This is a genomic window from Flavobacterium frigoris, assembly GCF_900111075.1.
Taxonomy (GTDB): Bacteria; Bacteroidota; Bacteroidia; order Flavobacteriales; family Flavobacteriaceae; genus Flavobacterium; species Flavobacterium frigoris.
In genome coordinates, this window is the sequence record NZ_FOFZ01000007.1 from 140,913 (window position 1) to 153,354 (window position 12,442).

At 35.1% G+C, this 12,442-nt stretch carries 11 protein-coding genes and 1 riboswitch; of the genes, 7 read left to right on the forward strand and 4 right to left on the reverse strand.

Features of this window, described 5'->3' with window-relative positions; all coding sequences use genetic code 11:
• Nucleotides 1–31: 31 nt before the first annotated feature.
• Nucleotides 32–1,639, forward strand: a complete 1,608-nt coding sequence (locus BMW63_RS11120; protein ID WP_074723541.1) for a class I SAM-dependent methyltransferase — start codon at nt 32–34, stop codon at nt 1,637–1,639.
• A 211-nt stretch (nt 1,640–1,850) separates the two neighbouring features.
• Here the strand turns inward: BMW63_RS11120 and BMW63_RS11125 are convergent, their stop codons facing one another.
• The 3 genes from BMW63_RS11125 to BMW63_RS11135 are packed head-to-tail and all read right to left on the reverse strand — an operon-like array spanning nt 1,851 to nt 4,833.
• The gene (locus BMW63_RS11125; protein WP_074723542.1) at nt 1,851–2,636 is read right to left on the reverse strand and encodes an ABC transporter ATP-binding protein; all 786 of its coding nucleotides are present in this window, start codon (nt 2,634–2,636) and stop codon (nt 1,851–1,853) included.
• Nucleotides 2,637–2,663: 27 nt separating this feature from the next.
• Nucleotides 2,664–3,644: an iron ABC transporter permease gene (locus BMW63_RS11130; RefSeq protein WP_074723543.1), complete on the reverse strand. Its 981-nt coding sequence runs from the start codon at nt 3,642–3,644 to the stop codon at nt 2,664–2,666.
• Between the two features lie 52 nt (nt 3,645–3,696).
• Nucleotides 3,697–4,833 (reverse strand): ABC transporter substrate-binding protein, encoded by a 1,137-nt coding sequence (locus tag BMW63_RS11135; RefSeq protein WP_074723544.1) that lies wholly within the window; start codon nt 4,831–4,833, stop codon nt 3,697–3,699.
• Between the two features lie 328 nt (nt 4,834–5,161).
• Nucleotides 5,162–5,362: riboswitch (cobalamin riboswitch) on the forward strand.
• Nucleotides 5,363–5,393: 31 nt separating this feature from the next.
• On the opposite strand from BMW63_RS11135, the gene BMW63_RS11140 reads away from it, so the two are divergent.
• Nucleotides 5,394–7,220 carry a TonB-dependent receptor plug domain-containing protein gene (locus BMW63_RS11140; protein WP_074723545.1) on the forward strand — a complete coding sequence of 609 codons (1,827 nt, stop codon included), beginning with the start codon at nt 5,394–5,396 and terminating at the stop codon, nt 7,218–7,220.
• A gap of 4 nt (nt 7,221–7,224) precedes the next feature.
• Nucleotides 7,225–8,298, forward strand: coding sequence for a YncE family protein (locus BMW63_RS11145; RefSeq protein WP_074723546.1), 1,074 nt, complete (start codon nt 7,225–7,227; stop codon nt 8,296–8,298).
• A gap of 64 nt (nt 8,299–8,362) precedes the next feature.
• On the opposite strand, the gene BMW63_RS11150 is transcribed toward BMW63_RS11145, so the two are convergent.
• Nucleotides 8,363–9,814 carry a S41 family peptidase gene (locus BMW63_RS11150; RefSeq protein ID WP_074723547.1) on the reverse strand — a complete coding sequence of 484 codons (1,452 nt, stop codon included), beginning with the start codon at nt 9,812–9,814 and terminating at the stop codon, nt 8,363–8,365.
• A gap of 126 nt (nt 9,815–9,940) precedes the next feature.
• Here BMW63_RS11150 and BMW63_RS11155 point away from each other — a divergent pair, with 126 nt between their 5' ends.
• Genes BMW63_RS11155 through BMW63_RS11170 form a run of 4 tightly spaced genes read left to right on the forward strand, consistent with a single transcriptional unit; the run spans nt 9,941 to nt 11,977 of the window.
• Entirely contained in the window at nt 9,941–10,450 is a 510-nt protein-coding gene (locus BMW63_RS11155) for an RNA polymerase sigma factor (RefSeq protein WP_074723548.1), read from the forward strand.
• Nucleotides 10,437–10,895, forward strand: a complete 459-nt coding sequence (locus tag BMW63_RS11160) for a hypothetical protein (RefSeq protein ID WP_074723549.1) — start codon at nt 10,437–10,439, stop codon at nt 10,893–10,895. Before BMW63_RS11155 ends, BMW63_RS11160 begins: the two co-directional genes overlap by 14 nt.
• A 13-nt stretch (nt 10,896–10,908) precedes the next feature.
• Nucleotides 10,909–11,439: a DUF4252 domain-containing protein gene (locus tag BMW63_RS11165; RefSeq protein ID WP_074723550.1), complete on the forward strand. Its 531-nt coding sequence runs from the start codon at nt 10,909–10,911 to the stop codon at nt 11,437–11,439.
• Between the two features lies 1 nt (nt 11,440).
• Nucleotides 11,441–11,977 (forward strand): DUF4252 domain-containing protein, encoded by a 537-nt coding sequence (locus BMW63_RS11170; protein WP_074723551.1) that lies wholly within the window; start codon nt 11,441–11,443, stop codon nt 11,975–11,977.
• Nucleotides 11,978–12,442 lie beyond the last annotated feature (465 nt).

Genomic DNA, 12,442 nt, shown 5'->3' on the forward strand with positions numbered 1-12,442 from the left:
CAAATGGCACTCATTTTAAAATTTCCTTTTTATGATCGATAAAGTTTCTCTACGAAGTACAATTTTCAGGCATTTAGATGGTTTAGTGACTGCTCCGGTAGCTTATTCCCTGCATAAAAAAGGAGTTTTGTCTTTTTTACTTGATAAAAAGGAAGCCACACTCGATGAACTTACTTCACATTTTAAAGCAAACGAAGGCTATCTAAATGTAGGCTTACGAGTCTTAAGTTCCCAAGGATTTCTCCAATATCATATCGATAACGCGACAGACGAAATTAAATTTTCAGTTACGGATAAGAGCGAAACGGCTTTTTCCTTGTTTCATTTGTATGAAGATGTAGTGGACTTATTACAGTTTTCAATGCAGTTTCATCCTCGGTTATTTGAAGATGCTCCCTTTGAACGCTTACGGGTGATTTTCGAAAAATATAAAAAAAACTATGAGGTCAAATTCTCCAATGACCCATTAGAGCGAGAGATACAAGATCAGATTTTAATGCATATTGAGGGCGCTTTAGTTGGTCCTACTTTGGTGCGATTAGGAATGAACGGGATGTTCCATAAATATTTTATGGAGATCTCTTTCCGCCCAGAAGAATTTCATAAGTCCCCTGAAAATTTCAAAATTATATTGGATTTCTTTGCCCATTTAGGCTGGTTTACACAAAAGAACGGAAATTATCAATTCACTGAAACGGGATTGTTTTTTGCCAAAAGAGCTGCGGCTTATGGAGTGACGGTTTCTTATTTACCAACTTTTAGTAAAATGGACGATTTACTTTTTGGTAACGCTGCTATTTTAAGAGCGATTGCCGAAGGTGAAGATGAGGTTCATGTAGACCGCGAAATTAATGTGTGGGGAAGTGGCGGTGCACATGAAACTTATTTTAAAGTGGTAGATGAAATCATAATCAAATTGTTTAATTTGCCCATAGAAGACCAACCAAAAGGGATTTTGGATATGGGTTGCGGCAATGGAGCTTTTCTAGAACATATCTTCACCGTAATCGAAAGGCAAACGTTAAGAGGTAAGATGCTCGATGATTATCCGCTGTTTCTTGTGGGTGCTGACTATAACCAAGCAGCCCTCAAAGTAACTCGGGCTAATTTGATTAAAGCCGATATTTGGGCTAAAGTGATTTGGGGAGACATTGGTCGTCCCGACTTGTTAGCGGATGATTTAATGGAAAATTATGGGATCGATTTAAAAGATTTATTAAATGTGCGAACTTTTCTAGACCACAACAGGATTTGGGAAGAACCAAAAAATAGTAGAAAAGACAGAGTAAGTCAGTCCACTGGAGCTTTTGCCCACAGAGGGAAACGAGTAAGTACTAATTTAGTGGAAGATAATTTAGTAGAGCATTTTAATAAATGGTCGCCGTATGTTAGGAATTTTGGTTTGCTTATGATAGAATTACATACTATTCCGCCAAGTGTAACAGCTGCTAATCTTGGAAAGACCGCTGCAACAGCCTACGATGCCACTCATGGTTTCTCAGATCAATATATCGTGGAAATCCCCGTCTTGCATAAAGTAGCTGCCGAAGCAGGATTGTATCCCGATACTCAGTATTTTAAGCGATTCCCAGATTCAAATAGTGCTACCGTGAGTATTAATTTATTGAAAGGAAAATAGAGGATAATCAGTGTTCCGTTTTTTAGTGTTCAGTCTCAGTTATTGAGATTACAGTTTTTAATTACAAGTTTCAGCCCTAGTTTTCACAAGAAGGCTAACACCTAGTTCTATAAAAAGTTTCACACCCAGTTTTCACATCCAGTTCTATAAAAATTTTCACGCCCAGTTTTTACATCAGTCTACCCCTCCTTCGGAGCGGGCGGGGGGAGGTTCACACAATCACAAACTTCCCTTTTTCAGAATCAAAAACGATATGTTCGTCCTTGAATATTGTATTAAAAGTTCCTTTGGAAATAAAATTGCAAGGCTCATCTTGAACCACAGTTTCGGGAGTCATAATGATCATTTCATCACTCAATTGTATGGCCATATCGATATCATGGGTAGAAAATAGAATGCATTTATTCGTTTCCTGAGTGAGTTTTTTCAAGAGTTTGAAAAGTGCTACTTTATGCAATAAATCCAAATGGGTAGTGGGTTCGTCTAAAATTATCAGCGGAGTGTCTTGCGCTAATGCACGTGCCACCAGTACTTTTTGTAATTGACCGTCACTAATTTCGTAATGTTTTTTGGTCGCCAAATGACTGATCTGAGTCAGTTCCATGGCTTCGTTAACCATAGCAATATCAGTTTCTGTAAGCTTTCCAATCCAATTAGTATACGGCTGTCTTCCTAAAGCAATCAGCTCGAAAACAGTCAAATTGCTAGGAGGTAATTTTTCGGTTAGCACGACACTTAGGTTTTGAGCTAACGTCAAAGCATCTGTTTCATGAATGTTTTTTCCGTTAAGTAAAATAGTTCCTGAAAGCGGTTTTTGAATCCCAGTTATTGTGCGAAGCAAGGTTGATTTCCCAATTCCATTGGCACCAATTAAAGCAATTAGTTTTCCGGCCTGCAAATTCAAGTTGAGGTTTTCGGCAATAATAGTAGTCGCCGCTTTGGAAGTATAGCCAATGCTTAGATTTGATGTTGTTAGTATGTTGTTAGTACTGATCATTTACAGAAGTATAAGGTTTTTTAAAAACTAGCCAATCATTTTTCGTTTTCTAACCAATAACCAAATAACAATAGGTGCTCCAAAAACAGAAGTAACTGCATTAATCGGCAATGTGATATCTCCGCCGGGAACTTGTGAAATACTATCACAAATAAGCATGATGCTAGCTCCAAAAAGCAAAGTGCTCCAAAACAAAATCGTATGATTACTGGTTTGGAAAACCAATTTTGCAATGTGTGGAACCGCAAGTCCTATAAAAGCAATCGGGCCAGCAAAAGCAGTAATACTACCTGCTAAAACGCTAGTGGCAAAAATGATAATTAGCCTTGTTCTTTTATAATTCAACCCTAAACTACGGGCATAATTTTCTCCCAGTAATAGTGCATTTAACGGTTTGATACTGAAAAGACTGAGAAAGAGTCCAATTAGTACACAAACGAATAAAATCCCAATGGATGTCCAGGATAAATTCCCTAAATTTCCCAACGACCAAAAGGTGAATTTTTGTAACTGTTCAGCGGTACTGAAATAGGTAAGTGTTCCCACTATCGCACTTGTCAAACTGCCAAACATTAGCCCTACAATTAATATCGCCATAGTATCCCGCAAGCGATAAGAAACAGCTAAAACGGCCATTAAAACCAAAAAACTTCCTAGGCTTGATGCCAATACAATTCCGTACGAGGACAGCATTATAGTGGCAAGGGATTCCGGCAAAAATGCCGCTCCAAGAATCACAGTCGCAACGCCTAAACTGGCTCCTGAACTCAGTCCTAAAACGTATGGCCCAGCCAAGGGATTCCTAAATAAAGTCTGCATTAATAAACCACTAATCGATAGTCCCATGCCTACTAATATGGCGGCAATGGCTTTTGGTAATCTATAATTAACGATGATGTAATGCCAGGTTTCTTTGCTCGTAGTTCCGCCAAAAAGACTCTTAAAGACTTCTTTTAAGGGTATAGAAACAGATCCTAAACTGAGGTTTATTAAAAATAGGCAAACCATTCCAATGGTTAGGATTGCAAAGAGAACGGTATTTCGATTGGTCTGATTCAATTTATTCTAATTTCTGAAAGAAAAAAAGCGTGTGGTTTGGTACTAATTCGGGATGAAAAATCTTTATCAAATCTTTTAAAACCCAGTCTGGACGGGTAGGAGACCATTCAAAATATAGTATACCTCCTTTTGCCCCCTTATTTAAGGCATACGAATATACTTTTTTATTTTTAAATGACTCAAATTCGCTATAATGAGGGTTGCTATCACTCATTTGTTTTAAAGAAGAAAAATCCCCCGGAGCAATCCAGAATTCTGCTTGTTGTGCTTTTTCTAAAATGACTTCAAAAGGCAAGGAAACGCTTCCAGTTCCTTTTGTGTCTTTCCATAAGTAATTGGCTTGTGCATCTTTAAAAAATAGAGAAGCCCAACTTTCGCCTTGCGGCACATACCATTGATCTTGAAACATAGAACCACTTAAAACCGTTGGTTTTTGTGTTGCTTTTTTGGCTAAAGCCAAAGTAGTATTGTATTCTTTTTCAATTTCACTAAATACCGAATTTGCTTTGGAATCCAGCCCGTATAAAGCACCAAAAAACTTAATCCATTCTGCTTTTCCAAGTGGGGATTGTTCCGTCCAATCTCCATTGAATAAGACTTTTAATCCACTTTTTCGCAAAATATTTAAAGAAGGATTACTGCTGTTTAGTCCGAAGCCAACAATCACTTCTGGTTGCATATCAATTAGTACTTCTGTATTTAGATTTTCATTTTTCCCCACTTCTCGCACCAGTCCCGCATCAATGCGTTTTCTAGTTTTTTCGGAAGAGATATAATCGGTATTAGGGAAGCCTACCAATGTGTTTTCGACACCTAACATTTCTAATGCGGGAATGTGGGTCGTTGAGGTAACAACAATAGATTTTATAGGAATTTGAATCGTGGTAAACTGCTTTAAGCTGTCCGGAATGATTCCGTTTTTTTCTTGTAAAACGTAGGTAAAATTTTCTTTGGCTCCAGGCCAAGGTTTGGTGATTTTAACTATTGAATAGCCCTTATATTTATAGATTTCGAATCCTGTAGCGTATTGGATTTCTTTTTTTATCCCTGATTTCGTTTCGTGATTTGTCTCTTTTTTACATTGGAGAAACAACAAAGAAATTAGAAAGAGGAATAGGGTGTTTTTGACGAATTTCATAAATCTAATTTTTTTACAAAAGTATTGTTTTGTTTTAATAAAAATAATCTTGTGTGATATTTGATACATTTTTTTCAATATTAAAGAAGTAATTTTATAAAAAAATGAATCATGAGAGACAATTCAAATACCTTTATTTATGTTATTGCAGGAATTATCATATTGCATTTCGTGGTTGGTTTTGTCTGGCTTATATTCAAGCTTTCTAAAAAGAAAGATAAGGATAAGTAGTTGCGGTAATTTTCTGTTTATTAGTTTGTTATGAATTTTTAAAATGCAAATAGTTTTAATTTTAATAAGTTTCTAATAAAATCATTCAATTATTCTATCTTTGCTCCCGAATTGAGGTTGTGATTTTATTATTTGTAAATCACATTAAAAGGGAATTAGGTTCAAAACCTAAGCTGTTCCCGCAACTGTAAGCTATCAAGCTTGTTGTTATCTACAAAACCACTGTTCCGATGATTCGGAATGGGAAGGTAAACAACAAGACGCAAGCCAGGAGACCTGCCTTTTTTCTTAACTAATATCGAACTTTCGGGAAAAAGGGTTCAGAAATTATGACTATAAATAAACTGTTTTTATCTTGTTTTTTGTTTTTGTGCCAATTCATTTCGGCGCAACAGGATACTATTTCATTGCAAGAAGTAAAAATTTCTGACTCGCAACTAAAGAAATTCTCCAATACCCAATCGGTTCAGCAACTAAATGATTCGATTATTACTAAAAATCAAGCATCACTAACGTCTCTTTTAAATTACAATACCGTTATTTATTTTAAAGAAAACGGACTAGGAATGGTTTCTTCGCCTTCTTTTAGAGGAACTACAGCCCAGCAGACCGCTGTAATCTGGAACGGAATAAATATCAATTCGCAGCTTCTGGGGCAAACTGATTTTAATACGATAACCACGCAGGATTTTAATTCGATTGTTGTTCGTGCAGGTGGAGGAAGCGCTATTTATGGCACAAGTGCAATAGGTGGAAGTATCCATTTGAATAATGAACTTGATTTTAAAAACACCTTTTCAAACGAAGTAAAGTTGCAATACGGTAGTTTTAATACTTTTGGCGGCCATTACAGATTGGTAGCGTCAAATGATAAATGGAGCAGTCAGCTTAGTCTCTCAAGAAATAGTTCCGATAATGATTACAATTATTTAGGAACGACCAAGAAGAATGAAAATGGGCAATATGAAAATTCGAGTTATAATCTAAATGTTGGCTATCGTTTCGATACTAAGAATATTTTAAAGTTTTACAGTCAATTGTTTGATGGAGAAAGACATTTTTCTGGAACAGTAACAGCGCCTTCAAAAAGTAAGTATTTAGATTTAAACACACGAAATTTAGTAGAGTGGGATGGCTTTTATGGTTCGTTTATCTCAAAAGTTAAAGTGGCTTTTCTAACCGAGAAATATAAATATTTTGAAGATAAGGAACAGTCGTTTTTTACACATGGAAAAGCAGAAACAGTCATTATCAAACATGATTTATCTTATAGATTAAATTCGAAAATAGATCTGAATTCTATTATTGACTTTACACAAACTACAGGTGACGGTTCTGATTTATTGTCAAAAAAACGTCAGGTAGCTTCGGGTGTTTTGTTAATGAAGCATCAGCTATTAGAGAAGTTGGAGTACGAATTGAGTGTGCGAAAAGAAATTACTAATACCTACGATAGTCCGTTCTTGTATTCTTTTGGGGCTAAATATGATATCACTAAAAGCTATAATTTAAAAGTAAATGTTTCTCGTAATTTCAGAATCCCATCTTTCAATGATTTGTATTGGCAACAAGGAGGTAATCCCGACTTAAGACCTGAAAATGCGTATCAGTACGAACTGGGGCAAGAAATTCGTTTTCAGACCATTCGATTTTCGGCAACTGCTTTTTTAAATAAAATTAACGATTTGATTAGTTGGAAACCTAACTCTTCGGGTCTTTGGCAACCTGAAAACACGAAGAAAGTAACTACTTATGGGATTGAATCCAATTTTACTTTCGATAAAAAAATAGGGAATCACGCAATTATGTGGAATAGCAATTATGCTTATACTGTTTCTGAGAATGAAGAAACCAAGTTCCAACTCATTTACGTGCCTTACCATAAATTTACATCCAGTTTATCTTATTCCTATAAAAACGCATCCGTTTTCTGTCAGTTTCTGTACAATGGCAAGGTGTTTACTTCTACTGATAATTTTTATGAACTTAAAGATTATAAAGTAACCAATCTAGGTTTTAACTATGAGTTTGGTAAAAATAAAATGTTTAAAGCGGGTTTTCAAGCGTTGAATATTCTAAACGAAAAATATCAAAGTGTTGCCTCAAGGCCTATGCCTGGAAGGAATTATTCCATTAATTTAATTTTTAAACTATAATAAAATGAATTTCAAAAAAGTTGTACTCTTGGCTTTGTTAAGCCCATTTTTCTTTGCATCATGTAATAAAGATGATGATGAAATCGAAGCTCCGCTTGGTGCTTATGATAATGGTGTATTGATTTTAAATCAAGGTGGCTTTGGGCATGGAGATGCGTCCTTATCTTATGTTTCAAATGATTATGTTACTTTTCAAAACAATATTTTTTCATTGGTTAATCCGGGAAAAACTTTGGGAGATACGGGTCAGGATGTTGGTTTGTACAATGATTTAGCATTTGTAGTTTTAAATTATTCGAATAAAATTGAAGTTGTAAACCGTTATACTATGGCACATGTGGCGACTATTGATGGTGGTTTAAGTAATCCTAGATTCATTGCTTTTGCAAATGGAAAAGGGTATGTTACAAACTGGGGTAATGGCGGAAGTGCAACAGATGATTATGTTGCCGTTATTAATTTGTCTACCTATTTAGTTAGCAGTAAAATTCCTGTAGTTGAAGGTCCTGAAAGAATCTTAGAATACAACAACAAGGTATATGTAGCTCACCAAGGAGGTTATGGATACGGTAAAACGCTATCAGTGATTAATACAGATAGTAATACGGTTGCTGCAACGATTGAAGTAGGGGATGTTCCAAATTCATTAGAAGTAAGTAATGGAAGTCTATATGTTGTTTGTGGAGGTTTGCCTAGTTATGCCTCGTCAGAAACTGCTGGAAAATTGGTAAAAGTGAACCTAGCTAATAATACAGTAAGTAGTACTATTAATTTTGCTGCTGCGACACATCCTTCTAATTTGGATATTGAAGGTAGTGATGTTTATTATACTGTAGGTTCTGATATTTTTAAAACTAATGTAAATGCGACAACTTTACCTACTACGGCACTTTTCAGTACAACGGCTCAAGGTGTTTATGGGGTGTATAGTTTTGCGGTAAAGAATAATGCAATCTATGTTGGCGACGCCGTAGATTATAGTTCAAATGGAAAAGTATATGTTTATTCAATAACAGGAACTTTAAATAATAATTATACAGTAGCAGTTATTCCTGCAGGATTTTATTTTAATGAATAAGTAGTTCGTTATTTAATAAAACTAAAAAAGGCTTTCAGTGATGGAAGCCTTTTTTAGTTTTAATTTAATGTTGTGATCCTTCAGGTGCTTTTTCAATATACATTTGGTTTTGATTGTTTAACGATTTGGAATCTGTAAAGTATTCAAAATCTTTCACTTGATTTTGTTTCAGCATTTTACCAGTTCCTGTAATTTTACCGATTGCTGTACTTAATAGGGGTTCATCTGTACTTCCTAGGACACCGAATGTACTAACTTTTTCAATTAATTCGTAGTTGGGAACTAAGCCGCCTAGATAATCACCAAATCCAACTGAGTTGACGCTCTGTGCTACAATAGGCTGCATTGCATAACGATGGTTAGGATTTCTATTAACCGAACCAAAGGAAGGAGAATCATATAATGTGATCGACGCTACGTTTTTACCATAGGTTAAGTCTCCTATTTGTACAACATTTATATAAGGCTTGAGCCCATTTATAATAAGCTCACTTGCCGAGGCAGTACTTTTTGTAGTTAATATATAGACTGTAGAAAGTTCTAAGCTGTTGATAGTTGCAGGATCTATAAATTGATAATCGGTGTCATTATCACTGTTTTTATTATTCCATTTTAGTTTTGAAAATGTTTGCCCTTTGAACTGTCCTGTTATCATGCTTGCTAATTTTGTAGCTGTATTTACAGAACCTCCGCCATTGTAGCGTAAATCAAGAACTAAATCAGTAATTCCTTGAGATTTTAAACTACCAAAAGCATCATTCAGTTGTGAGTCATAACTGGAATAGAATCCATTATACATTAAATAACCAATATTATGCGATCCGTTAATAATTACTTTATTTATTAAAATTGGATTCTCATTTAAAACTGTTTTAGTTAAATCAAGAGATTTATCATTAGGGGTGATTACTGGATTATTATTTGTATCAAACGTAAGGGTTGCGAAGTTTAATGTATAACTTTCGGATGATCCAAATAGTAAACTTGCGTAATTGTCTCTAGTAAGTTTTGTTCCATTAACGGCATAAAAAACTTCACCCCGTTTTATGTTTTTTGCTGCTGCATCTGAGTTTGGTATAATATAGCGAACAAAACCAATAACGTCATTACTGTTTGAGGATACACGGCTTAGTCCAAAATCAACTCCGTTATTTTTTGTAGTTCCTTGAAGTTGTCCTTCGAGTTCTAAATAGTCACTCACTATCCAACTGAACCTGTCAACGGCATCTTTTGGATCGGGGTAAAGACTAGAGGGTCTATAAAGTAAACTTTGAAATAATTTTTCAGGAGTTGAATAGGTTTGTAAGAAAGTGTTTAGCTCATTTTGAGATGCAAATCGGTCATCAGATAAGTTAGTTACGTTCGGTTGCCATAAATAATACTGGTTTAGGCCTTTCCAGATGAAATCCTGAACTTCCAAGCTTATTGGTGCCGCAGTATCGTCCATGTCTTGACAACCTTGGAAAGAAAAAACTACTAAAAGGAGTAATAACGCAAATTTAAATGTAGGTTTCATATATTAGGATAATTTACTTAATGAACGTAAAAATAGTATCTTTAGTTTTAATTTTTATATTTTTTGTAACAAAAATAAAACTGTCTCGTCTTTATAGTATATGACGGCCAAATAATTTATTGATTTATGAGTCAAACAGAGTTTCTGCAGATTACGGCTGCATTTAAAGACAAAGTCTTTCGATTAGCAAAACGATTGCTCATAAGTACAGAGGAAGCCGAGGATGCTACTCAAGAGATTTTTATAAAATTATGGAGTAAAAACCAAAACTTAATTGCCTTCAATAATGTAGAGGCTTTTGCTATGACCATGACCAAAAATTATTGTTTGGATCAGTTAAAGTCAAAAAGAGCCGGAAACGTGAAGATCAGCCACTATGATTTTGCGGATAAATCGGCAAGATTAGATAAAATAGTGGAAGATGAGGACAGTTTAAAATGGGTTGAAAAAATCATTAATCAATTGCCTGAGCAGCAAAAACTAATAATTCAGATGCGCGACATTGAACAATATGAGTTTGAAGAAATTGCAATAATATTGGAAATGAATGAAACGGCCATTCGGGTAACGCTTTCAAGAGCAAGAAAAACAATTAGAGAAAATATGATAAAAATTCACAGTTATGGAATTGAATAAAACAGAAATACTACTAGAAAAATACTTTGAAGGGCAAAGTAGTATTGAAGAGGAGAAGGAGTTGCAAAAGTACTTTGCTTCTGCTAATATTGCGCCTCATTTAAAACAGTACACCCCACTTTTTGGGTATTTCTCACAGGCTGCTGCACAAGAGTTGAAGCGAGAAATTAAGGTACTACCGAGAATTCAAGATAAAAAAAGAACAACAAACCTATGGTTGTCGATCGCGGCTTCAATTGTTGTTATGCTAGTTGCCGGAACCTATGTGTATTTTGATAAGGAATCTCCAAGCGAGGAGCTGGGAACATATGATAATCCAGAGGCAGCAATGAGAGAGACACAGAGAGCATTAGCTATGTTGTCGAGCCACGTGAATGTTGGCATAGAAAGTGTTATAGTTTTGGAGCAGTACGAGGATTCAAAAAATTTAATTTTTAAACAATAATAAATAAAAGAAAATGAAAAAGTTTATAATCACATTAGTAATAGTATTGGTTTCTAGTCCGTTTTTTGCGCAAGCTGCATTTGATAAGTTTGACGGACAAGATGATGTTACGTCCATCATCGTAAATAAAAAGATGTTTGAATTGATGAGTAAGGTAAAAGTTGACGCTTCTGATAGGGAAACACAACAATATATGAATTTGATAAAAAAACTTAACAATCTGAAAGTTTTTACCACTAGTAGCACAAGAGCAACTAATGAAATGAGGTCAGCTGCAGAAAAGTATGTAAGAACGGCTGGTTTAGAAGAACTGATGCGTGTTAATGACAGTGGCAAGAACATTAAAATATTAGTAAAATCCGGAGCTACAGATTCCCAAATAAAAGAGCTTTTGATGTTTATCGAAGGCGGGAGCAAATCAGATGAAACCGTTTTGATGTCGTTGACAGGGAACTTTGATTTGAATGAAATTTCTATTCTTACCGATAAAATGAGAATCCCTGGTGGAGCTGATTTGAAAAGAGCAACCAAAGGGAAAAAATAAAATGAGAACGATTTATAGCATCGCGATTTTTCTAGGTATGTTAGTTGTTGGTTGTAATTCAGAGCCTACACTGCAGAAATATTTTGTAGAAAATACAGAAAATAAAGATTTCATTGCATTAGATATTTCGCCCAGTATACTAAATTTAGACAAAGCGAAATTGTCTGCTGAGCAAAATGGAGCTTTAGAATCATTTGACAAAATGAATGTTTTGGCATTTAAGCTTAATGAAACCAACAAGGCGCAATTTGAATCAGAACGTGCCAAGGTTAATTTGATTCTAAAGGACGCGAAGTACCAACAGCTGATGAAGTATAGTTCTGGTTCGGCAGGGGCTTCAGTGAGTTATGTAGGCACAGATGAGCATATAGACGAGTTTGTGTTGTATGCGAACAGTAAAGAGGCTGGATTTGCCGTTGTAAGGGTATTAGGTAAGGATATGAATCCGAATAATGTGATCACATTGATGTCTGTTTTGAAAAAATCTAATATCGATATGGCGCAATTAAAACCGTTACAGGAAATGTTTAAAAAATAAAATAACACATTTTTAATTAGAAGCGTTCTGGCAGTTTGTTGGGACGCTTTTTTTATGTGATCCATTCTATTTAGCTATTGTTTAAAGTGCGTTTTCGACTTGATCCGTTTTACGGATAATTAATTTAAAAATCACTAAAAGTTGGTATTGTGAAAGAGCTGTAATACGCGTTTCTTTACATTATTGTAAGAGTGGTCCCTTAATGGATTATTTGTCGAACTTAAATTGGGATTGAGATGATGTTTGCTGCGAAATATAGGGAAGCTAATAGTGAGCTACTAAAAGAGGAACGTAAAAAAGACAGATTGTTTTTATATCTAGGTACTTTTTTTATGATAGCGGTGGGATGTTCGATGGTATTTTTACTGGTTATGGCTTTTTTAACAAATCTGGGAGGATAGTTTAGAAATAGTGCTTAAAAATAAGGTTGACTTCGTCTTTCCTACAAAGTCCCTGTTTGCAAAT

Coding starts and splice junctions, on each gene's coding strand:
- BMW63_RS11145 (WP_074723546.1), top strand. CDS start 7,225: ATGAATTTCAAAAAAGTTGTACTCTTGGCTTTGTTAAGCCCATTTTTC.
- BMW63_RS11135 (WP_074723544.1), bottom strand. CDS start 4,833: ATGAAATTCGTCAAAAACACCCTATTCCTCTTTCTAATTTCTTTGTTG.
- BMW63_RS11155 (WP_074723548.1), top strand. CDS start 9,941: ATGAGTCAAACAGAGTTTCTGCAGATTACGGCTGCATTTAAAGACAAA.
- BMW63_RS11130 (WP_074723543.1), bottom strand. CDS start 3,644: ATGGTTTGCCTATTTTTAATAAACCTCAGTTTAGGATCTGTTTCTATA.
- BMW63_RS11140 (WP_074723545.1), top strand. CDS start 5,394: ATGACTATAAATAAACTGTTTTTATCTTGTTTTTTGTTTTTGTGCCAA.
- BMW63_RS11150 (WP_074723547.1), bottom strand. CDS start 9,814: ATGAAACCTACATTTAAATTTGCGTTATTACTCCTTTTAGTAGTTTTT.
- BMW63_RS11160 (WP_074723549.1), top strand. CDS start 10,437: ATGGAATTGAATAAAACAGAAATACTACTAGAAAAATACTTTGAAGGG.
- BMW63_RS11125 (WP_074723542.1), bottom strand. CDS start 2,636: ATGATCAGTACTAACAACATACTAACAACATCAAATCTAAGCATTGGC.
- BMW63_RS11165 (WP_074723550.1), top strand. CDS start 10,909: ATGAAAAAGTTTATAATCACATTAGTAATAGTATTGGTTTCTAGTCCG.
- BMW63_RS11120 (WP_074723541.1), top strand. CDS start 32: ATGATCGATAAAGTTTCTCTACGAAGTACAATTTTCAGGCATTTAGAT.
- BMW63_RS11170 (WP_074723551.1), top strand. CDS start 11,441: ATGAGAACGATTTATAGCATCGCGATTTTTCTAGGTATGTTAGTTGTT.